General features: G+C 40.5%; 25 protein-coding genes and 1 other annotated feature. Of the genes, 4 read left to right on the top strand and 21 right to left on the bottom strand.

The genetic code is table 11. The features are described 5' to 3' along the window. Window positions 1-10 precede the first annotated feature (10 nt). The 11 genes from IE337_RS03835 to IE337_RS03785 all read right to left on the bottom strand — a co-directional run bounded on the left by IE337_RS03835 (window position 11) and on the right by IE337_RS03785 (window position 9,458). On the bottom strand, window positions 11-1,360 hold the full coding sequence (locus IE337_RS03835) for an MDR family MFS transporter (RefSeq protein WP_191136824.1): 1,350 nt from the start codon (window positions 1,358-1,360) through the stop codon (window positions 11-13). A 152-nt stretch (window positions 1,361-1,512) separates the two neighbouring features. Continuing rightward, the gene (locus IE337_RS03830) at window positions 1,513-2,571 is read right to left on the bottom strand and encodes a SepM family pheromone-processing serine protease (protein WP_191136823.1); all 1,059 of its coding nucleotides are present in this window, start codon (window positions 2,569-2,571) and stop codon (window positions 1,513-1,515) included. 6 nt (window positions 2,572-2,577) lie between these two features. Then, window positions 2,578-3,054, bottom strand: a complete 477-nt coding sequence (gene coaD / locus IE337_RS03825) for a pantetheine-phosphate adenylyltransferase (RefSeq protein WP_191136822.1) — start codon at window positions 3,052-3,054, stop codon at window positions 2,578-2,580. A 3-nt stretch (window positions 3,055-3,057) separates the two neighbouring features. Further along, window positions 3,058-3,609 (bottom strand): 16S rRNA (guanine(966)-N(2))-methyltransferase RsmD, encoded by a 552-nt coding sequence (rsmD, locus tag IE337_RS03820; RefSeq protein WP_191136821.1) that lies wholly within the window; start codon window positions 3,607-3,609, stop codon window positions 3,058-3,060. Continuing rightward, window positions 3,609-3,926 carry a YlbG family protein gene (locus IE337_RS03815; protein ID WP_191136820.1) on the bottom strand — a complete coding sequence of 106 codons (318 nt, stop codon included), beginning with the start codon at window positions 3,924-3,926 and terminating at the stop codon, window positions 3,609-3,611. The genes rsmD and IE337_RS03815 overlap by 1 nt, the downstream gene beginning before the upstream one ends. An 8-nt stretch (window positions 3,927-3,934) precedes the next feature. Further along, on the bottom strand, window positions 3,935-5,158 hold the full coding sequence (locus IE337_RS03810) for an FtsW/RodA/SpoVE family cell cycle protein (protein WP_191136819.1): 1,224 nt from the start codon (window positions 5,156-5,158) through the stop codon (window positions 3,935-3,937). A 152-nt stretch (window positions 5,159-5,310) separates the two neighbouring features. Continuing rightward, window positions 5,311-7,155: a translational GTPase TypA gene (gene typA / locus IE337_RS03805; protein ID WP_057743401.1), complete on the bottom strand. Its 1,845-nt coding sequence runs from the start codon at window positions 7,153-7,155 to the stop codon at window positions 5,311-5,313. Window positions 7,156-7,250: 95 nt separating this feature from the next. Further along, the gene (locus IE337_RS03800; RefSeq protein ID WP_191136818.1) at window positions 7,251-8,039 is read right to left on the bottom strand and encodes an inositol monophosphatase family protein; all 789 of its coding nucleotides are present in this window, start codon (window positions 8,037-8,039) and stop codon (window positions 7,251-7,253) included. 12 nt (window positions 8,040-8,051) lie between these two features. Next, window positions 8,052-8,333 (bottom strand): UPF0223 family protein, encoded by a 282-nt coding sequence (locus tag IE337_RS03795; protein ID WP_072152968.1) that lies wholly within the window; start codon window positions 8,331-8,333, stop codon window positions 8,052-8,054. A gap of 13 nt (window positions 8,334-8,346) precedes the next feature. Then, window positions 8,347-8,922, bottom strand: a complete 576-nt coding sequence (gene def, locus IE337_RS03790; protein ID WP_191136817.1) for a peptide deformylase — start codon at window positions 8,920-8,922, stop codon at window positions 8,347-8,349. A 50-nt stretch (window positions 8,923-8,972) separates the two neighbouring features. After that, window positions 8,973-9,458: a hypothetical protein gene (locus IE337_RS03785; protein ID WP_057743388.1), complete on the bottom strand. Its 486-nt coding sequence runs from the start codon at window positions 9,456-9,458 to the stop codon at window positions 8,973-8,975. Window positions 9,459-9,661: 203 nt separating this feature from the next. Here IE337_RS03785 and IE337_RS03780 point away from each other — a divergent pair, with 203 nt between their 5' ends. Both IE337_RS03780 and rnjA read left to right on the top strand, forming a co-directional pair. Next, on the top strand, window positions 9,662-9,874 hold the full coding sequence (locus IE337_RS03780; RefSeq protein WP_057743385.1) for a DNA-directed RNA polymerase subunit epsilon: 213 nt from the start codon (window positions 9,662-9,664) through the stop codon (window positions 9,872-9,874). Between the two features lie 3 nt (window positions 9,875-9,877). Then, entirely contained in the window at window positions 9,878-11,560 is a 1,683-nt protein-coding gene (rnjA, locus tag IE337_RS03775; protein ID WP_181405886.1) for a ribonuclease J1, read from the top strand. Window positions 11,561-11,599: 39 nt separating this feature from the next. Here the strand turns inward: rnjA and IE337_RS03770 are convergent, their stop codons facing one another. The 4 genes from IE337_RS03770 to IE337_RS03755 all read right to left on the bottom strand — a co-directional run bounded on the left by IE337_RS03770 (window position 11,600) and on the right by IE337_RS03755 (window position 14,283). Beyond that, a complete protein-coding gene (locus tag IE337_RS03770; RefSeq protein ID WP_191136816.1) occupies window positions 11,600-12,295 on the bottom strand; it encodes a YjjG family noncanonical pyrimidine nucleotidase in 696 nt (231 codons plus the stop codon). A 76-nt stretch (window positions 12,296-12,371) separates the two neighbouring features. After that, window positions 12,372-13,136 carry a nicotinamide riboside transporter PnuC gene (gene pnuC, locus IE337_RS03765; RefSeq protein ID WP_057743378.1) on the bottom strand — a complete coding sequence of 255 codons (765 nt, stop codon included), beginning with the start codon at window positions 13,134-13,136 and terminating at the stop codon, window positions 12,372-12,374. Between the two features lie 163 nt (window positions 13,137-13,299). Beyond that, window positions 13,300-13,944, bottom strand: coding sequence for an NAD(P)H-binding protein (locus IE337_RS03760; RefSeq protein ID WP_191136815.1), 645 nt, complete (start codon window positions 13,942-13,944; stop codon window positions 13,300-13,302). Window positions 13,945-14,088: 144 nt separating this feature from the next. Further along, window positions 14,089-14,283 (bottom strand): hypothetical protein, encoded by a 195-nt coding sequence (locus tag IE337_RS03755; RefSeq protein ID WP_057743373.1) that lies wholly within the window; start codon window positions 14,281-14,283, stop codon window positions 14,089-14,091. A gap of 209 nt (window positions 14,284-14,492) precedes the next feature. Between IE337_RS03755 and IE337_RS03750 the strand changes: the two genes are divergently transcribed. After that, window positions 14,493-14,852 (top strand): ribonuclease G, encoded by a 360-nt coding sequence (locus tag IE337_RS03750; RefSeq protein WP_191136814.1) that lies wholly within the window; start codon window positions 14,493-14,495, stop codon window positions 14,850-14,852. An 87-nt stretch (window positions 14,853-14,939) separates the two neighbouring features. Here the strand turns inward: IE337_RS03750 and msrA are convergent, their stop codons facing one another. The 4 genes from msrA to IE337_RS03730 form a co-directional block, all read right to left on the bottom strand. After that, window positions 14,940-15,467 (bottom strand): peptide-methionine (S)-S-oxide reductase MsrA, encoded by a 528-nt coding sequence (msrA, locus tag IE337_RS03745; RefSeq protein ID WP_191136813.1) that lies wholly within the window; start codon window positions 15,465-15,467, stop codon window positions 14,940-14,942. A gap of 18 nt (window positions 15,468-15,485) precedes the next feature. After that, on the bottom strand, window positions 15,486-16,319 hold the full coding sequence (locus IE337_RS03740; protein WP_191136812.1) for a MetQ/NlpA family ABC transporter substrate-binding protein: 834 nt from the start codon (window positions 16,317-16,319) through the stop codon (window positions 15,486-15,488). A gap of 49 nt (window positions 16,320-16,368) precedes the next feature. Further along, window positions 16,369-16,636: a binding site (T-box leader), on the bottom strand. 87 nt (window positions 16,637-16,723) lie between these two features. Then, entirely contained in the window at window positions 16,724-18,454 is a 1,731-nt protein-coding gene (locus IE337_RS03735) for an ABC transporter permease/substrate binding protein (RefSeq protein ID WP_057743363.1), read from the bottom strand. 1 nt (window position 18,455) lies between these two features. After that, window positions 18,456-19,646 (bottom strand): quaternary amine ABC transporter ATP-binding protein, encoded by a 1,191-nt coding sequence (locus IE337_RS03730; RefSeq protein ID WP_191136811.1) that lies wholly within the window; start codon window positions 19,644-19,646, stop codon window positions 18,456-18,458. Between the two features lie 180 nt (window positions 19,647-19,826). On the opposite strand from IE337_RS03730, the gene IE337_RS03725 reads away from it, so the two are divergent. Then, window positions 19,827-20,450: a GntR family transcriptional regulator gene (locus IE337_RS03725; protein ID WP_191136810.1), complete on the top strand. Its 624-nt coding sequence runs from the start codon at window positions 19,827-19,829 to the stop codon at window positions 20,448-20,450. Window positions 20,451-20,487: 37 nt separating this feature from the next. Here IE337_RS03725 and IE337_RS03720 read toward each other — a convergent pair whose 3' ends face one another. Next, complete coding sequence (locus IE337_RS03720) at window positions 20,488-21,408, bottom strand: manganese-dependent inorganic pyrophosphatase (protein WP_191136809.1); 921 nt, start codon at window positions 21,406-21,408, stop codon at window positions 20,488-20,490. 103 nt (window positions 21,409-21,511) lie between these two features. Then, window positions 21,512-22,384 carry an ROK family protein gene (locus tag IE337_RS03715; RefSeq protein WP_057743351.1) on the bottom strand — a complete coding sequence of 291 codons (873 nt, stop codon included), beginning with the start codon at window positions 22,382-22,384 and terminating at the stop codon, window positions 21,512-21,514. Window positions 22,385-22,472 lie beyond the last annotated feature (88 nt).

Genomic DNA, 22,472 nt, shown 5'->3' with positions numbered 1-22,472 from the left:
TGCAACTTGACTACGCTTTGGTCTGCAACTGTCTTTTGACAAACCAAAAGCATACAACTGAGCCAAGCATCAAAGCTGTTAACAACCACACCCCATATTGTGAACCCAGCATGGTTCCTGTCCCATTTGAATGCGTTGTGACGGTTCTTGAAAAGATTTGGGCAACAATGGCCGTTGCACTTGCTCCAACAAATTGTTGCATGGTATTCAAAATACTATTTCCATCGGCGCTTTGTTCAGGAGGCAATGTACCCAAAGTCACAGTCATGATATTACTATACGCTAACCCTGTTCCTGTCATGAGTAACATGTGCGCCAATAAGAGCGTCCAAAAACTCATCACGGGGAAAAAGACACTCATCAAAACTAACCCAGTTGCAGATAGTGTGATACCACCCAAAATTGGCTTAACAGCACCAATCTTATCAAGAAGTCGTCCTGAAATTGGTGCTAACACAGCTCCAAGCACTGCTCCAGGGAACATGAACAAACCCGCTTGAGTTGATGTAACATGTAACCCTAATTGTAAGTAGTTTGGTAACACAAACGATAATCCCAATAACATCGCCTGATAAACTAAGAAACTGTATGTGAGCCCATCAAAAGTTTTGTTCTTAAAGACTGCTAAATTGAGCATTTGTCGACGTTTATTACAGTAGTAGAAGCCAACCAAAAAGATCAGACTTAATCCAAAGTATTGCCATGATAGTTGTTCAACCGCAATCAACAACGTGCTTAATCCGACGGTCAAGGTCAAGAAGGCTCCCCAGCTGAATCGCTCTGTGCGAGTAACATGCTCATCTGGAATACTCATTAATCCCATGACCAATGCAAGTAAAATCAGTGGAATCAAGAACCAGAAGATACTACGCCACCCGAGACTACTTAACAAGATTCCACCGTATGTCGGCCCAATCGCAGGTGCAATTGAAGTCGTCATTGTTCCAATCCCCATCATCACACCACGTTTATTCATAGGCGATTTCGTCAAAATAATATGAAACATTAGCGGAAGCGCAATACCGGTTCCAATCCCTTGGAAAATACGTCCCGTTAATAAAATGGTTAACGTTGGTGCCCAAGAATCAAGCATAACTCCTGCTAAAAACAATAAATTAGCCAGAATAAACAATTTTTTAACAGAATAGTTCTTCAATAAAAATGCGGTAACCGGTACGACAACAGCAATCGCAAGCAGGTATCCTGTTGTAACCCACTGGATACCACTCGCATTGGTATTAAACTCTTGCATTAAGTGTGGGAATGTAACATTCATCGATGTCTCAATTAAGACCCCACTAAAACTCATTAAACCGGCTGCAATCACAGCAGCCAAAACATGCCATTCTTTAGTTTTCATCTAACTACTCCTTTAAAATTTTCGACATAATAAAAGACGAAATACCACAAATTGATGTGGTATTTCGCCTCTCTTATCGGTGTGTCTCAGACACACTATCTGTACGAAATAACTTGATTAACAATATCAAATTCTTACCATTTCGTCAAACTTTATTTTGAAAGCTCAGTTACAGCCTGATCAAAAGTTTCAATTGGAATTACTTTCATATCTGGCGCATATTTTTTAGCCGTCTTTTTAGCTAATTGGTAATTAGTTAGCCCTTTTTCTTCATATTTCTTGGTTAAATCGTTTGGTTTGATATAAGGTGCCAAGAAAATTTTTACGCCAGCACGGTTAGCAGCAATTACCTTCTTATCGATACCACCTATTTCACCGACATGACCATCTTTATCAATCGTTCCGGTCCCAGCAATCTTACGACCACGAGCTAAATCAACAGGCGACATGGCATCATACATTTCAAGTGAAAACATCAATCCACCTGATGGTCCGCCTAAGTCACCTAAATCAGCAGTAATCGGAAGTTTCGATTTAACGTCGACATCATCAGTTAGCATGATGCCAATCCCCGATAAATCTTTCGTTCCTGCTAATGGTACCGTTTTACCAGTTGCTTCATAATGTTTTTTATCTCGTTGGTACCCTACCGTTAAGTTTGAACCAACTTTACGGCTACGGATTGTTTTTTGAAAGGCCTTTGCACTATCGTATTTTTGATGATCAATTGAATCAATCGTATCTCCAACCGCCAACTTCTTTTTAAAGTTAGAATCAGGTTGAATCCCCATCACATAAATACCATTAAACTGGCGTTGATAGGGAACTTTGGCTGCTTTGTAAGCATTCGCTTTGGCCTCGTTAACAGACGTCTTCATATAGATTTGATTGACCTTTTGATCATCAGCCATATTCTGATTGCCACCAAGTGCCTCTGCCTTGGTTTGAATATCAGCAGCGGGGTCAACAACATTCATCATTAGCGTAATGGCATTTAATGGCACCAAAGCGACAGACGTTAACATGAACTCACCATTCAGTTTTGGCGCTTTTTTATTCACCTTAATGTAATTAGCTAAATTTTCAGCGGAACCGGGCTTTTCTGCATACAGTGGTAAAGGTACAACTAGACCGATAACAAATAACACAGCCACGGTCGAAAGGATTGCGGTGCGATGCTTTTTAAAAGCTACTTTAAATTTTTCCCACATTATCAGCTACCTCCTCAATTTCTGTTGCATTGCTTCAGCTACAGGAGTTGGCACAAAGTTAGAAATGTCTCCTCCAGCTTTTGCCACTTCTTTAATCATCGAGCTGGAAAGCATCATGTTTTGTGGTTTGGCAGGCATAAAAATGGTTTCCACACCGCTCAAGGTTTCATTCATTTGTGCAATTGGTTCTTCATAACTGTAATCTTGTGCATTCCGGAGCCCACGGATAATCGTGTCAACTTCATGCGCCTGCGCATAGTCTGCTGTTAAACCAGTTATAGCGACGACGGACACATTGGATTGCGAAGCGATACTTGCTTGAACGAGTGCCTCACGTTCTGCCAACGTAAACATACCCGTTTTACTCGTGTTATTTGCTACCCCGATAATAATTTCATCAAATAAATTACCAGCACGTTCAATAATATCAACATGCCCATTCGTAATAGGGTCGAAACTTCCTGGAAATAGTGCTTTTGTCATGACTTAACCTTCGTATTCATAAATCGTAATCACCGTAATTCCGTAATCACGTTCTTTTACCTGCTTAAAGCCTGAAATAGCTTCTGGTAAATCAGCATTTTGGTCTGTTTCGGCAACTAACACAGCATTTTCAGCAACTAATCCGTGTTCAATCAATTGCGCAACATCATTCACGATGGTTTGTTTTGCATATGGCGGATCAAAATAGAATACATCAAAAGGCGCACTTCCTTGTAAACGCGAAATCGCATTTTCAGCTGATGTTTTCATGACCTGAAAATGTTCAGGTTCTTTGGTCACTGCAATGTTAGCATTGATTGTTTTAATCGCTGCATATTGACGATCAACCAAAACGGCCTCGTCTATTCCTCGTGACACGCCTTCAATCGATAGTCCGCCTGATCCCGCATATAAGTCGAGGGAACGTCCACCATCAAAATATGGACCAATCATATTAAATATCGCTTCTTTTACTTTATCTGTGGTTGGACGAGTTGCGTCACCTGGGACAGCTTTTAGCGGACGTCCACCATATTTTCCACTTACAATTCGCATTATAATTCCTCTTCTTGCGCCACATCATCGAAAACATCATCGCTATCGACGGCAAAGTCAATTTCATCCATGCTTTGTTGTCCGCCCACTGTTGTATCAATTTCTGGCCAATGTGAAAGTTCAACATGATCAACAAACCCTAAACGTTCAATCAACTTCTTCTTGGTCTCTACATCAACCTCATCAACATAAACTGAAGCAAACTTCATTTTATTTGAAATATAATTAACAATGCCGAATCGACGTAATTGACGAGCCTGACGCATATTCTTTAAATAAACAATCAATGCTCGGCGTTTTGTTGGTTCAAAACTCATTGCACATCCTACCTTTCGCGATCGGCTTCTAAACGTAACCGACCAATAATATTCAAAACAAATCCCATCATAATTCCCCAAGCCAATAGTGATGATCCACCATATGAAATCCAAGGGAAAGTCACACCTGTAATTGGTAGCAATCCTGTTACACCACCTAAGTTAATTAGCACTTGAACCATAATGAACATCGCAGCTCCATATAAGATTAAACGGAACTCCATGTTTCGCGTGCGCGTACCATACATGACAATCCGCCACACCATGATACCAATGACAATCAAAACGAGGATAATTGAAATAGCCCCCAACTCTTCGCCCACAACAGCCATGATGAAGTCGGTATTTGGCTCTGGTAAAAAGCCAAGCTTTTGAATACTATTTCCTAAGCCTCGACCAAATATTCCGCCATTACTGATTGCATAATATGAGTTAATGAGTTGGTGTCCACTATCTCCGGCACTCCATGGATTCACAAAAGCTTCAAACCGTTGTAACTGATATGGCATGAAGTTCAGATGTTGCAGATAAGGAATTAGAATAGGCATAATCACAAGAACTGTGATAATTAACACAACAACTATGCAGAGCCAAACCGCAGGAACACCTGCTGCCAAAAACATGACTCCGGCAATTGCTAAAAGAATTCCAAATCCACCAACATCGGGCATTGTCAAATCTAGTAACATCCCAATGACTGGTAATAACGTAATGTGCCAATTTAATAACATCGGTGTTAATTGACGTCCTGGTCTGGCCTTATATTTTAAAACGTCACTAAATTTCATGGCTAGCCATAAAATCATCGCAATTTTAAAATATTCAACTGGCTGAAATCCAAAGCCAAAAAAGTATAACCAGCCACGAGCACCACTCGTTACCGGACCAAAGAAACGGGTATATGCTAGTATAACAACTAATCCAATCATCACATATTTAACTGCCCGTCGATAACTTCTTTTTTGCCAAGGAATCCCAATTGCAAAAAGAAATAACAAAATAACAATTGATAGAATTGCAAAGATACTTTGTTTAACAAAGAAGCTTGTGGCTGAGCCAGTCGCCATGTTAGTACTTGATGTAAAAACCATCGCAGTTCCAAAAATCATTAGCCCAACAATGGAACAAAAAATCCAAGGATCTAAGTATTTAAATTTAATTCTCATAGCTTGAAAAAAAGCTTGAAATCCATTCATTTGTTTTGGCTGACGCTTTGAATCATTAACTTGCATAAAGCATCACTCCTTTATATTTAATCGTAACTCTTATTTTATCATACTTCATAATCGACAACTGGTCTGCTTCATGCATTCGCATAAATTTTCAAATAAAAAAAAGCATTTACTCAAAATTGAGTAAATACTTTACTTTTAATGACTTTAAATTAACCTTGTTGTGCTGTCTTACGACGCTTAGCAGCCTTTTCACGTTCTGCTGTATTCAAGATTTGCTTACGAATACGAACGTGTTCTGGTGTAACTTCGGCCAATTCGTCTTCAGCCAAGAATTCAAGTGATTCTTCAAGCGTCATATCACGTGGCGTCTTGATTGAAGCAGTTTGATCCTTGTTAGAAGAACGCACGTTAGTTTGGTTCTTTGCCTTAGTAACGTTAACAGAGATATCGTTATCACGAGAGTTCATTCCCACAACCATACCTTCATAAACTTCATCACCAGGATGTACGAACATTGTTCCACGATCTTCAACACCCATAATCGCATATGCAGTTGTTGGGCCTTGGTTGATTGAAACAAGTGTTCCGTTACGACGTCCTGGGTTCCAGTTCTTAACGATTGGTTGGTATTCAGAGAATGTGTGGTTATAGATACCATATCCACGTGTCAATGACATAAATTCAGTTGAGTAACCAATCAAACCACGTGAAGGAACAGAGAATTCCAAACGAGTGGTACCAGTACCAGTAGGTTCCATGTTGATCATGTCACCCTTACGGTTTGACAATGATTCGATAACAGAACCTGAGTATTCGTCAGGTGTGTCAATTTGAACAGTTTCATAAGGTTCTGAATCAACACCATCAATGTTCTTGAAGATAACTTCAGGACGTGAAACTTGAAGTTCGTAACCTTCACGACGCATTGTTTCAATCAAGATTGAAAGGTGCAATTCACCACGACCAGAAACTAACCATGCACCAGCTTCATCTGTATCTTCAATACGCAATGAAACGTCAGTATGCAATTCGCGACGTAGACGGTCTTCGATTTGACGAGCCGTAACAAACTTACCTTCGCGACCAGCAAATGGAGAGTTGTTAATACGGAATGTCATTTGCAAAGTTGGTTCGTCGATACGAAGAACTGGCAAAGCTTCAGGACTGTCTGGACTAACAACTGTTTCACCAACAGAAATTTCTTCCATACCTGAAATGGCAATCAAATCACCAGCCTTGGCAGAATCGATTTCGATACGATCCAATCCCATGTAACCAAACAACTTTGTAACACGGAAGTTACTCTTTGTACCATCAAGCTTCATAACAGTAACGTTGTCCCCAAGGGCAATCTTACCATTGAAGACGCGTCCGATACCAATACGACCTAAGAAGTCGTTATAGTCCAACAAAGCAACTTGGAATTGCAATGGTTGGTCTGAAGTATCTTCAGGAGCTGGAATGTATTCAAAGATATCCTTAAAGATAGGATCCATTGTGTGCTCTTGTGTTGATAAATCAGGATCTGAAGAAGAAGTTCCGTTCATAGCTGAGGCATAAACAACTGGGAAGTCCAATTGGTCTTCATCAGCACCTAATTCGATAAATAGGTCAAGCACTTCGTCAACAACTTCTGTCGGACGAGCACCTGGACGGTCAACCTTGTTAACAACCACGATTGGTGTCAACTTTTGTTCAAAGGCCTTCTTCAACACAAAACGTGTTTGTGGCATTGTACCTTCAAAGGCATCAACAACCAAAAGCACACCATCAACCATCCCCATGATACGTTCAACTTCACCACCGAAGTCCGCGTGTCCTGGTGTGTCCAAGATGTTAATCTTCTTATCACCAATTTCAACGGCCGTATTCTTTGAAAGGATTGTGATTCCACGTTCCTTTTCAATATCGTTGGTATCCATTGCACGATCACCAAGTTCAGTGCGTGCATCAAGTGTATCTGATTGCTTCAAAAGCTCGTTCACCAAAGTTGTCTTACCATGGTCAACGTGGGCAATGATTGCAATATTACGTAAGTTTTCACGTTTTGCCAAAATTCTATTCTCCTTAAATGTTATCCATCATTTCACGATTAAATCATTCTCATCATTTAACCGGACGATATTCATAAATGAATATCTGTGCCTGATTAGACACCGTTTGTTTGTTTCTCAATTCTCATGATTTCCTCATGAGCACTGGGAGTTGAAACTACTACTGAATTTGATATTAACATATCCAGCGCGTTGCCGTCAATATTACTTGTCGACAATCCCAACGTTTTAGCTAAGGCAACCCCTGGCGCATAATCCCAAGGTTTCATTTTACTGATATAACCGATAGCGCGCCCTTGTAGAACGTGCATATATGAAATCCCAGCTGAACCATAAACACGAAAACCTAACGCTGTCTGCGCAATTTCTGGTAGACACATTTGATTACTCAAAAGTCGTGCCCCTGAAACAACTATAAGCCCAGCTGCCAACCCCCTATTTTCAAACTTTGAAAGTTGTTGCTCATTTTCAAACACTCCCAGGGTTGGCCCACCATGAATAACCTCGTTCTGGATAACATCCATAATCCAAGCACACACCGGTTCTCCATCGTGATATAGCGCCAACATCGTCGCAAATTCTGCCCGTTGTTCGACGAAGTTTAACGTCCCATCAATTGGATCAATAAACCATACATCACCATCCATGGACTCGACATGATCACCATAACCCTCTTCGCTAATAATGTGTGCGTTCGGCATTAAATGTTGAATCTTTTGGACGTAAAACTGTTCGATTGACCGATCAACATTGGTCACCAAATCCCGTGCATTCGTCTTTTCGCTCACCTGCAATGGAATTTGCATGGCGTTGAGAATTTGTTCACGTGCTTCATCCAGCCAGACTAATACGCACGCATCCAACTGTTTTGGTGTGAGTGACATTAGCGGTCCTCTCTAAACATCCATTTTTAAGCGCGGACGTTCTGTACTACGCGCCGCTTGCATCACCCGGTAAATGGAATAGTCGCTTGCTTGTGAAAACTCACGATCTAATTGTTTTTCTTCTGATTTACTTGGTACCACGGTCTTGAAGTCTCGATATGCAGCTAATAATTCATCACGTTCAACGCCAACTTCATAGGCGTTTGCAACAGCATCATATAAACGACTCGCTTTAACAATATCGTCAGTGGACCACCCTTCCAAGAAGGGATAATTAAAATTTTTATCAGCCATGTTTTTCCCTTAATTAAATGTAGCGAGTGCCATCATGCTCAAGCCATGGTTCACTCTTATTAATGTGGTCGTAATAAAGCGTTCCGTGTAGGTGGTCAATTTCATGTTGGAATACGTCGGCTGGGTATCCCTGTAATTTAATCTCCTGTTGCTCGCCAGCTTCATCTTGGTACTTCACAGTAATACGGTAAGCTCGCTCAACAAAGCCAGCTTGATCTTCATCAACAGATAAACATCCCTCACCGCCGGCTAGGGCTTGTTGCTTAACTGATTGGCGTGTAATGACAGGATTATAAATCGTTCCCTTAAAGAAATAAGTTTCCTCATCATCCTCATGTCCATCAACATCTTCGTTACGAATCAAAATTGAGGCATATTGCTTTGAAACGCCGACTTGTGGTGCAGCTAAACCAACACCAGGACGTAGTCCATATTTTTCATTTTCCTTTTCATCTTGACTGATAATCAGATATTCCATCATATCTTTAGTCACTTGTTGGTCCTCACTTGAAAGTGGAAAATCAACTTTTGCCGCTTGCTTTCTAAGTACAGGGTCACCATCCCGCACAACTTGGTCCATTCGATACATAGGTTATTCACTCCTCCATGTCATAATTTTATTATGAAAATAGTATAGCATTAATTGGTTTGGTTGAGGCGTCTTAAATCATGCAAATATGCAACAGTTTCTGCATTAACGACGTGAGTAACATCAACATGCAATGTCGTTCCAGCTTGGTTAAACCAGATGTCAGTCACCACAAAGACTGGTTCTGACTGGTCATATGATTCTAATTGATGACTCGTAGCATATGCCTGCAGCCCGTTGTTGAGTTTTCGCCTTAACACATCGGCATTTAATTTTCGTTCAACTGGCAAAATAAATTCAAATGCCATGACTTCGTGTCCCCATATGTTGGCGACCAATGTTGAACGAAATGGTTTACTGTCTTCAATAATGCCCAAACTTGGATCTAGGTGTTTGACAACTGAATTCATCGCCGCATTAACACACTGTTGCGATTCAATGATTTGTTGCTCAGTTAATTTTCGACCAGTTCGTCGAAAAATCGTCAACAGAATTAAAATCACAACTACGGTCGCGCCAATAATAAAGATTTTCATAGCTTCCCCTTCGCCATTTACCAATTTTAGAACACATCACTTCACTATTAAGTATGCCATAAAATCATAAATGACGGTTAAATTTCACAGCGTTAACCCTTAAAAAATTCAAGCTATTGGGAGACACTAGTTTTATCAACCAAATTCTGATATTATATTAAATAAGACTATACGGAAAAATAGATTTATTAAAGGAGTTTTTTATGATTTTCAAAGTATATTACCAAGAATCAAAGCAACGTAATCCAAAGCGTGAGGATACTCACTCACTTTACCTAGATGTTCCTGACCAACCAACTGCGCGTCGCGAAGTCGAAAAAAACACAGATTACAATGTCGAACAAATTGAACAACTTTCAGAAAAGGCACTTGCTTACGAGCAACAAAGTCCCGATTTCAAGTTGACGGAGTTTTAATTTATGAGCAATATGGAGCTAAACATTAACCCTGATGAAGCAGCGGTTTATGCTCTGGGTGGCTTAGGTGAAATCGGAAAGAACACTTACGGCATTCAATATGGTGACGAGATCGTTATCATTGATGCCGGTGTTAAATTTCCTGAAGATGAGTTGTTAGGAATTGACTATGTTATTCCTGACTACACATATATCCAGGAAAATCGCGATAAGATTAAAGCCTTAGTTATTACCCATGGACATGAAGATCACATTGGGGCGATTCATTTCTTCTTAGATGCCGTGAATGTTCCAGTGTACGCTGGTCCTCTTGCAATGGCATTAATTAAAAATAAACTTGAAGAACACAACCAATTAAAAACAACTGAACTGCATGAGATTGATGAAGATACCGTCCTAACTTTTGACAAGTTGAGTGTCGAATTCTTCCGTACGACCCACTCAATTCCAGACACTTACGGAGTTGCTGTTCACACACCGGTTGGTACAATTGTTGAAACAGGTGACTTTAAGTTTGACTTCACCCCTACTACGAACCAGCCACCTAACCTACAAAAGATGGCCCGTATCGGTTCAGAAGGCGTCCTACTATTGATGTCTGATTCTACCAACGCGGAACGTGCTGAGTTTACAAAATCAGAGCGGTGGGTTGGAAAGACAATTGACAAGTTGTTCGATGAAATTAACGGTCGCATTATATTTGCAACTTTCGCTTCAAATATGTCTCGTGTCCAAATGGCAACAGAAGCTGCCTTAGCACACGGACGTAAAATTGCAGTTTTCGGACGTTCAATGGAAAGCGCGGTAACTAATGGACTTGCGCTAGGATATCTCGATATTCCAGAAGAAATGTTAATTGATGCGCACGAAGTCAATAAATTGCCACCTGAAAAAGTACTCATTTTATGTACTGGATCACAAGGTGAACCGATGGCTGCCCTCGCCCGAATTGCTAATGGTACCCATAAGCAAATTAAGATTCAACCAAACGATACAGTCATTTTCTCTAGTTCACCAATTCCTGGAAACACAGCCTCAGTTGATCGTGTTATCAATGAATTGGAAGAAGCTGGGGCAAATGTTATTCACGGTAAGGTCAATAACATTCACGCTTCAGGTCACGGTGGCCAGGAAGAACAAAAGTTAATGCTTTCATTGATTAAGCCAAAGTACTTCATGCCCGTCCACGGTGAATATCGTATGCTTAAGGTCCATGAAGGTTTAGCACATGATATCGGTGTTCCTAAAGATAACACTTTCATTCTCGACAATGGTGACGTCCTTGCTCTAACTGAAGACTCTGCTCGTATCGCGGACCACTTCCCTGCTGAGGATACTTATGTTGATGGAAATGGTATCGGTGATGTCGGAGCTGCTGTTCTGCGCGATCGAAAGCTGCTTTCAGAAGATGGACTAGTTGTTGTTGTTGCAACAATTGACTTGAATAATAAAGAAATTACAGCCGGACCAGATATTCTATCACGTGGCTTTATCTACATGCGTGAGTCAGAAGATTTGATTAATGAAGGTCGTAAAGAAATTTTCCATACCATTTTAATGGCAATGCGTGAACCAAATGCCAGTGAACACAGCATTCGAAATGCCGTGGTATCTCACTTGCAACGTTTCTTATACGATAAGACAAAACGTCGTCCACTCATTTTACCAATTTTCATTATGGTATAAAAAAAAGCTCAAAGTCATATTGACTTTGAGCTTTTTTTATTAGGATAGCTGTTGTATTAATTCTTTATAAGTCTGTACTGTCGCTGTTGGCTGTGGCGTTTCTGGAGCTGGGGTTTGTGTAAAGTTGACCCAAATGGTATCGATCCCAAAATTAGTCCCACCTTGGATATCCGATGCCAGTCCATCACCAATCATCACCGTGTTGTTTTTAGTCATTTCAGGATTTTCGTTAAAAATTTGTGTGTAAAACCCTGGATCTGGTTTCGCCACACCCATTTCATCTGAAATATAAATTTGTTCAAAATAGCTGTCGAAACCAGTATGTGCTAAACGAAGATGTTGGGTTTGCGCTTCACCATTGGTCCCGGCGATTAAATGATACCCTGATTGCTTTAAATGCGCTAAAAACGCTTCCGACCCATCTATGATTCGATAATTATGATTAAGTTCTTCACGATATTGTCGTTCAAATTCACTACCATCGCCTGCCACCCCTAGAGATACAAGCAGCTTATCGAATCGCGTTTGATGAATTGTTTGTTTGGAAATTTCGCCCTTCTCGAACGCAGACCACAGTTCCCGATTAATTCGTGTATACTCACTGAATGCTTTTTCTTGAAGCACCGTGTCAAAGCCTTGTTTTGCGAAGACATTTTTTAATCCCGCAATTTCGCCACCCTTAAAATCTAATAAAGTATCATCCAAATCAAAAATTAAATATTGATATCGCATCATTCTTCCTCACTTTTTCCATTACCTTGCATGATAACACAAAAGGCAGACCATTTCAGGTCTGCCTTTTTGATTAATCTTATGAACTTTGTTTAGACTTATTAAACATTCGCCATGGACTGAAGAACAGACCCAGCACATCATTTCCAAGGTACAACAAGTAAGTTGCGAATAAGACCCAATTTGCGTCACCTTGTTGCGCTGTGATAAACCACAATAACACGGAAGTAATTCCTTGAATTGACCACATCACATATTGCGAAGAATATTTACCAAGCATTAGTGCCGCACCGGTGAAGCCGATTGCAGCGGAAAACGCATCAATGAATGGACGTGGTGAAATAAAGACTTGCGTATCAATCCAAAATAGGAATGAATACATCACGATAAACGTACCCAACAAAATTAACCAGCCAGTTCGATCCATCTTGCGGATCTTACGCGCATTCCAAGCACTTCCAAATAGAATAACTGGAATATCTAATGCAAGGACGTACCCCACTTGCATAAAAATATCCGCGTTATTATTTGCATGCCAAGCTACATATGAGATTAGAATGGCTGAAACAAACCCTAATACCCCATTCAATCGTTTATTATTTGTAATTGCTAAAGTACATGTGAAACCGATGGCGCCCCCCAGTACCGAAATTAATGTCATGGTTGAAAAACCATGCATAAAGCCTGTCCCGATAATTACCGACAAACCAACTAATAACCAAATATACGACTTCTTTGACCATCCTGAAAAACCTTCACGATAGTACTGCCACGTAAAAATGTCATGTACATTTTGCTTAATGTTGGCCCAACTCAACCAATGTGTCTGTCCAGATTCTGTCATGCATATAACCCTCATCTTCCCATTTATGATAAAAACACTATTAGCTAGTTTACGCTTATTAAAACGTTTTTGCATGATGCTTTTTTAAGAATAAGTCGTTTTTTTCTCACAAAAAAAGTAGAAGCACCAGTCCTATGCGTTCAGGTGATTCTACTAAATCGATTTAATAAAATGTTGGCTTTGAGAACTTTTCTGAACCTGGTTCATAAATCCCAATTGATTCATTTTGATATGCTTGTGCACCATCTGCAATTTGCTCAGTAATGAAGGCACTCACGGCCTCACGTGTCACTTGCACCCCTGGCAATGGTTCACCAGGTTTTGTAATCACATAGCTTAGTTCTGTTGCATCATCATACAACCACGTCATACGTAGATAAGTGACATTTAAATCACTATTCATCAAAGTCTTATATCCGGCTTTCAGAGCTGGTAGTTCTCCACCAATCATAGATTCGTTCCATTCGCCGAAAGCACCGGGAACTTCATCATCTACACCTAAAACGCCAGTCACAATTAAACGCGATACGCCAGCTTCGTGCATCGCTGTAATAATTTCTTCCGCCAATTCAGCATGTGGTGCTACAGCTAAAACAACAATGTCTTGCCCCTTAAGTGCATCCGAAACTAACTTTGTATCAGTCAAATCCGTCGAAACAAATGTCTCACGATCGTCATCATGAATCTTTAAACGTTGTTCAGCTGAACGCGCTACAAGCGTAACATTCACATCAGTTTGATTAATTAAATTGGCTCTTACAAGTTTACCAATTCGTCCAGCAGCAGCTAAAATTGCAATATTTGTCATAATGTTCCTCCACCTAATCTGTCTTATCCAGTTGTCGCTTTTAAAGACGAGTTGCCTGCTTGTTCTTAGCATTCAAGCTTAAGACCAATTGTACTTCGTCACTTCTAACTCAAAAGCTTACTATTCCGCTCAAATGCCTCAAACCTAGTTTAAAAGACCGGTTGCTTGTAAAGTTAATTTTACAGCAATTAAAATACCCAACGTGAGGAGTAAGTAAACAATCACTAAATAACGGTCATGATCGCGCGCACCACGATAGATGCCCAGTCCGCATAATATTAAAAAAAGCATATTTGCACCAATGACAACGATATAAACGGTTTGAATACTCAAATGCATGGGCTTACTCCTTCCCAATCAGTCGGATTGGTTTCCACTATTGTACAACGGATTCTGCAATCATGCAAAATCTTGGCAACCTGCACCCCTGCATGCTAATACCAAAAATATTCATTTCAGAAAAAAATAATGGTGTTTCTCATTTCGATATAGTAATATATAAATTATATTTTAGTTTTATCAATTTTATTTTAGGAGTATTGATTATTATGGAAAACAATTCAGTTAACGAAGTCCCTGAAGCAGTTAAAGGTTGGAATTGGGGAGCCTTCATGTTCAACATGTTCTGGGGACTTGGAAACAAGTCATACTTACCTTTGCTTGTCCTACTACCAATCCCTGTTTTCGGTTTCATCTGGGCCATCTTCTGTGGAGCCTTAGGAAATGGTTGGGCTTGGAAGAAGAGCGGTTTCCAAAACACACCTGAAGATATTGCGACATTTAAGCAAATCCAAGATACTTGGAACCGTGCCGGACTTTGGATGTTTATCATTGTCATTGCCTCAATTATTGTCACTTTAATTTTTGTTGGTATTCTTGGCGCCATTGCTGCCAACCAATCTTATTAAAAATAATTCGTCTATCTTAACTAGATAGACGTTTTTTTGTACAAAAAAACAACGCTTATTCCATCAATAAACGTTGTTGTATCAGCTTTAAACCTTGTCAGACCAGTGTTCTTTTTCAAAGCGCTTACGAGGTGCCTCTTGAATGGCATCACGCAATGGATTTTTCTTGTAAAAATCTTGATGATAATCCTCTGCTGGCCAAAACGGCTTAGCATCCTCCATTTGCGTCACAATTTTCTTACCATTGAAACGATCAGATGCTTGTAACTCAGCTTTCGAAGCTTCCGCAATCTTACGTTGTTCTGGCGAATTAACGAAAATCACGGGACGATATGAATCTCCACGATCTTGGAATTGACCACCTGCATCAGTTGGGTCAGTAACTTGCCAATAGATATTAACAAGCTCTTCGTATGAAATGACATCGGGATCAAAGGTGATTTCAACCGCCTCAGTGTGCCCCGTTGTATGTGAGCAAACTTGCTCGTAAGTTGGATGATCCGTATGACCTCCAGTATATCCTGAAACGACTTTTTTAATACCTGGTAATGTATCAAATGGACGAACCATACACCAGAAACATCCACCTGCAAAAATTGCTGTATCTTCTGCCATAATTTCACTCTCCTCCAATTACTCTGCGTACTTACCCCATGCTGGTTGTTCAGCATTACCATACAAATCCTTCATATGCTTAACTGTCTTTTCAGTTTGGTAAGCCTTCACAACATCCTGATATGCTTGTTTGTTCTCTGAACCCTTGCGTGTCGCAATTAAATTAAAGTAGCCTTTGTGAGCTTGATCAACGGATTCAACGTAAAGCGCCTTATCAACGTTAAGCTTTGCATCAAGGGCATAGTTTGTGTTAATCACAGCTGCATCCACACTCTTAAGGGTGCCGACAGATTGATCAGACTGCACTTCTTTAATCTTAATGTTCTTTGGATTATCAGTAACATCCTTCGCACCTGGAAGTTTAACACTATGGTTATATTTTAACAACCCCGCCTTTTCTAACAAATCAAGTGCGCGTTGGGCATTCGATGGATCATTTGGGATTGAAATCGTCGCACCCTTAGGTAAATCACCTAGCTTTTTAAACTTATCTGAGTATAGTCGAATAGGTGTCACATACGTTTTTCCAATATCCAACAACTTACCATTATAGTTTTTATTCTGTGTTTCAAAATAGTTCACCGTTTGGAACGCATTCAAGTCAATATCACCGTCCGCCAAGGCCTTATTAGGTTGGACATAGTCGGTAAATGTCTTTAATTTCACATCGACATTATAGTCCTTTTTGGCATCCTTTTTCACATATTCCCATAACTCACGGTCAGAATCACCAACAATTCCGACTGTAACAGTTTTTGATTCGACCTTATCATGTTGCTTAATGGCATAAAATCCACCTGCGACAACTGCAACTAATCCAATACCAATAACCCACTTAACACCTTTATTCATATCATACTCCTCCATAAAAAAAAGCCCCTATAATTTATGTCTCATAAATTATAGAAGCGGCTAATAGACCGTGTTACCATTCTAAATTTCATCGAGTCAGTCACCTAACTCGACCTTACTATGTATTAACGCAGCGAAATGAGGCCTTATCAATACACCTAGTCAGTTAACGTTGACGACTCCGTCATTGATTTATAGTCTTGCCACTCATCAATGCCAATCACGAACCATTTTCACCATTAATTTAGAATGTTTCACACCGGCCAACATCTCTCTGAACAAAATTAAATCGCTACTCTTTCGATCACTTTGTTTATCATATTTTAATTTATTCTAATCTAATTCAAATCTAAAGTCAATAAAAAAAGAACAAGAAATAATTTTCTTGTTCTTTTAAGTCAGTTTTACTTAGCGAACCAAGCATCAACCTTCTTTGGATTTTCTTTAATCCACTTATCAGCAGCTTGTTGCGGCGTCTTTCCCGCTTGAATATCAAGCATAACCTTTTCCATGTCATCCTTGTCCCATTGGAACTTCTTCAAAACACGGTATACATCAGGCTTATCTTGCTTAAGACCCTTACGAGCCATCGTGGTAATATTTTCTGAACTACCCATTGTTCCCTTAGGATCCTTTAGGTACTTCAAATCATACTTTTGGAACATCCAATGTGGTGACCATCCAGTAATAATAATTGGCTTCTTAGCACTGTATGCTTTTTGCAAAGCAGTTGTCATGGCCCCAGTTGATGACGTTTGCACCTTCCAACCGTTTAAGTTGGTATAATCCTTAACAGTCTTTTCAGCAGCTGCGGTAACACCGGCACCTGGTTCAATTCCTGTAATTGTCTTATTGGCTTGTCCATCAAGGTCAGTAATACTATTAACATTTGTCATATACTTAGGAACAACTAAACCAAGACGTGCGCCCTTCAAGTTAGCTCCCAAGAAATCAATTTGCTTATGATACTTGTCATATTGCGCCTTGTGGGTATTTGGTAACCAAGCTGAAATTGATGCATCGGCTTGACCTTGGGCAACTGATTGCCACATAACCGCATTATCCAAAGGTGTAATCTTAACATTGTAACCATGATCACGCATCGCTTCTGCTAACACATTTGTTGAAGCAACTTCTGAGTCCCATTCAACATAAACAATGTTAACACTTGCTTGTTCTTTTTGGTGAGCTTGCACAGCGGCGAAACCAGTTCCACCAATCAAAGCAATTGTGGTAATCCAACCAACCCACTTCTTCCAATTCTTGAAACGACCCGTAGGCTTGTTTGCAAGTTTTTGGATAGGGTCAACGTTAAGATATTCAGTAAAGCGATCAATGATGATGGCCAAAATAACCAAACCAAGACCGTTAACAAATCCATTACCAACATCGGCGTGTTGCAAAGCAGATAGGACACCTTGTCCAAGACCAGGTGCTCCAACCATTGAAGCAATCACAACCATTGACAAAGCCAACATAATTGTTTGGTTCACACCAGCCAAGATGCTTGGCTTTGAGATTGGTAATTCGACCTTAACCAACTTTTGCCATGGTGTTGAACCGTATGAATCTGCGGCTTCTTCCATTTCCTTTGGCACTTGACGAATTCCCAAGTTCGTAAAACGAACAGTTGGTGGTAATGAGAAAATCAATGATGCAAAGACACCAGGCACAACACCAATTCCGAAGAATGCAACCGCTGGAATCAAGTAAACGAATCCAGGCATTGTTTGCATAAAGTCAAGAATTGGTTGTACAACCTTAGCAACACGATCAGACTTTGACATCCAAATTCCAAGCGGAATACCAATCAAAATTGAAATCACACTTGATACCAGAACCAAAGTGGTCGTCTGCATCAAATCATTCCACAACCCTTGGTTCCACAAAAGTAATAAACCAAGGAAGGTAATTAATGGGAATCCCCACTTCTTACCACTTACAATAATGGCATAGATGGTCAAGGCAACAATCAATAGTAGCGGTGGCACCGCAGTAAAGACGTTCGTTAACGCATCCATAGCATGTTGACCACCAGTTTGGATTGCATTGAAGAATCCAGCCCAGTTTTTAGTCATCCAATCAACAAGTGATTGCACCCATCCAGCTAATGGGATTTTGGCAACTGCGAACATTCTACTCTACCTCCATGTCTGTTGTATCAGCAAGTGCTTCAAGAACACGGCCACGGATAAGTACACCTACCAAGCGGTTGTCGTCATCAACAACAGCTAATGGTGCTGGTGAATCATAGATGACAGACACGACATCTGAAAGTAACGTGTCTTTATGCACTGTTGTCATCTGGGTCAGTGCTGCATCCAATGCTGAACCGTTTTCACGCGCCTTAACAGCATTTTCAGCCGTCAAGAAGCCCTTAACGTGACGATCACGATCAACCGCAACCAAACCACTAACTTCTTCAGCACGCATCTTCTTCAATGCAACGTTTGGACCATCATTATCAATGTTCGTGGTAATTGGTGGCACCATGATGTTTTCGGCCGTCAAAACCTTAGAACGATCAATATCTTCAGTAAAGGCACGTACATAATCATTAGCTGGGTGCGTCAAGATATCCTCACCCGTTCCGATTTGTACAATTTCCCCATCCTTCATAATGGCAATTCGATCACCGATACGCAAAGCTTCGTTAAGATCGTGCGAAATGAAAATAATGGTTTGCCCCTGCTTGGCTTGCAATTCAATCAATTCGTCTTGCATGTCGCGACGAATCAATGGGTCTAACGCTGAGAAAGCTTCATCCATCAATAAGATTTCAGGATTATTAGCTAACGCACGTGCCAAACCAACACGTTGTTGCATTCCACCAGACAACTGACTTGGATATTGGTCCTTAAATGCCAAAAGATTTGCGTTCTTCAAAGCCTTTTCAGCTTTTTCACGACGCTCCGCCTTAGGCATACCCTGAACTTCAAGCCCATACTCCGTGTTTTCCAAAACAGTTCGTTGCGGGAACAAACCAAAATTTTGGAACACCATGCTCATCTTCTTACGACGAACATCACGAAGTTGCTTCTTATCCATCTTTGAGATATCTTCACCGTCCAAATAAATTGAACCAGTCGTTGGTTCAATCAAACGATTAAGCAAACGAATCAAAGTTGACTTTCCTGAACCAGAAAGTCCCATGATAACGAAGATTTCACCTTCATTAACTTCTAAGTTGGCATCATAAACACCAACCGTTGCACCAGTTTTTTCCAAAATATCGGTTTTTGGTGCATGTTCTTGCATCATCTCTGTTGCTTGTTTAACATGCTTACCGAAAATTTTGGTCAAGTGCTCTAACTTTACCTTAGCCATAATTTCCTCCTACTACTTCACTTTTTTAAGTGACACAGGCGTAGTGACAACTTATATTAAACCATAGAGTTGGCAGTAAGTCAATTATGCACCAGAATAGGCTTTTAACCATTTACATTTAAATTTTTTAATCATATAATCAAATCATTAGAAGAATTCATATGACTCGGGAGCTCGAACATGACCACAGCAACAAAACAACCCCGTTACCGGCAAATTGCCCTTGATATCGCTGAAAACATCGCACACAACCAAATTAAAGTTGGTGACAAGATTCATGCCCGTTCGAAATTAGCCACTAAGTACGGCGTTTCTGCCGAAACGGCCCGTCGCGCCATTAACGTGCTAGCAGACATGGGTATTGTTCAATCGCAACATGGCACAGGCGCTACCATCATCTCGCAAGAAAAAGCAATTGATTTTATTGAAGTGGAACAAGCTAGTTCTAATTTGAAAACGATTAAAAACGATATGGTTGATACGATCGCAGTCCAACAACAAGAATTAGATCGACTTTCTAATCTACTCAAAACATTTCTTGAAAAAACACAAAACTATCAGCAAGCAGGACCGCTCTTACCGTTTGAACTGCCTCTAAACGAAGACTCAGATAAATATGGATTATCACTCCATGACTTGAATTTCTGGCATCAAACTGGCGTCACGCTCGTTGGAATTGATCACGACGACAAACTGATTATTTCACCTGGCCCCTATATGACCTTTGAAAAAGGCGATACGATTTACTTTGTTGGCCCTGAAGACTCAGTTGCCAAAGTTTCACAATTCTTGTTTAACCACTAAAAAAGACTACCCAGTTGGGTAGTCTTTTTTTGTTTTTTTAGAATGCTTCTGTCAACGGAGGCACAACTTGCTTCTTACGTGAAACCACGCCAGGCAATGAACCACGTCCATCCTTCAATTCGATATCAAAAGCCTTGGCCACCTTGTCTTGGTTATCTCCCAAAACAAGAATATCTGAATCAGAATCTAAAATGTTTGTGACAACCAAGATAAAGGTATCATAACCATCTTGTGCAATCTCTTCATTCATTGCAGCTTCAATTTCATCGCGACGTGCAAACACATCATCAACATCCACAGTGTTAACTTGTCCAATACGGATTGTGTTACCACCCATTTCGAATGACTTAGCATCGCCATCAATCAAATCTTTAGCTGAACGTGATGATAAATCTGTTCCAGCCTTAAGCAATTCAAGTCCATAGGTGTTGATGTCATCAATGCCAGCAATCTTTGCTAGGGCTTCCAATGCAGGTTGGTCTTGCTTAGTTGTTGTTGGGCTCTTCAAAAGCAATGTATCAGAGATGATTGCTGATGCCATCATCCCGGCCAATGCTGTCGGAATCTCAACGTTTTCATTTTGGAATTCGTAATACAAAATGGTTGAAACTGAACCCAAAGGCTTATTTGTAAACCAAAGTGGTGCATTTGACTTAAAATCAAGCTTGTGGTGGTCATAGACACCGGCAACGGTAACATCTGCAAAGTTATCAATTGATTGTCCAGCTTCGTTGTGGTCAACCAAAACGACTTCATCAGTGTCCGCAGCAGTTGCAATTGGCAATGCGTCTAAACCAAAGTGATCCAATGCAAACTTTGTTTCTGCATTGGGTTCCCCTTGTGCCATCGCTTGTGCTTCCTCACCGTAGGCTTGGTTTAGCAAGTAGGCGGCTGCCATTGCTGAAGCAACTGTATCTGTATCTGGATTTTTGTGTCCAAAAACTTGTTTCTTAGTCATGTATCATTCTCCAATTCAATTAAAGTATTTCAATAAACAAGTATACCCCATTATTAGTCATTTCGCACCCAGCGAATCGACAAATAATCGGGTATCAACTGCTTTAAATTAACGTTTTTGCTAGGTAGAAACAACCTAAAATACCAGCGTTGTCCCCATTCTTAACAGGTTGAATATAGGTGTCTAAGTCTGGAACAGCCAAGTAATTATTCATTTGCTCAGCAAAGGATTCACGAACCATTGGCAACAAAACTTCACGATGTGGGACACCACCGCCGAAAACAATCATGTCTGGTCGCAAAGTAGCCGTAAACGTCATCGCTGCTTGTGCGAGATAAAATGCCTCCATTTGCCATGCTGGGTGATCATCTGGAATCTCTTTAGCTGACATCCCCCAACGCGCTTCGATAGCTGGACCTGCAGTTAACCCTTCCAAACAACGATTGCCATGGAAAGGACATAATCCTTCATAGACGTCATCAGGGTGCTTTTGCATCATAATGTGACCTGCTTCTGGATGAGAATATCCAGTCAACAATTCACCATTTGTGATGATTCCAGCCCCCACGCCAGTTCCAATCGTCAAATAGACCACGTTTTCCACATCTTTGGCAGCACCAGTCTTGTACTCGGCCCAACCCGCACCATTAACGTCAGTCGTCCAGTAGTATGGAATGTCACGCCATGCTTTCATTGTCCCTAAGAAATCAAATCCTGACCAACCACGCTTGGGAGTATCTAAAACATATCCATAGGTCGGACTGTTGGGTTTTACATCAATCGGACCGAATGCTGCAATCCCGATGGCAGCAATATCAGTAAATTGATCAAAGAAAGTAATTACCTTTTCAAGTGTCCGTGTCCCATCTTCTGTTGGAAAACTTTCACGATGTAAAACCTGCTCTGGATCAGCTACATCCGCTACTGCAACGACAAACTTTGTACCACCTGCTTCAATTGCACCTAATAATGACATATTTCAAATCCCCCTAATATGCGCTGTTGTTGTGAAAGCGCTTTCTCCTCTTTCAGTATAGCGTATAACATATATATTTGCAAACAAA

The organism is Weissella viridescens (assembly GCF_014789145.1).
In the GTDB taxonomy this organism is placed as follows: Bacteria; Bacillota; Bacilli; order Lactobacillales; family Lactobacillaceae; genus Weissella; species Weissella viridescens.
This window is presented reverse-complemented; position numbering and strand designations above follow the sequence as displayed.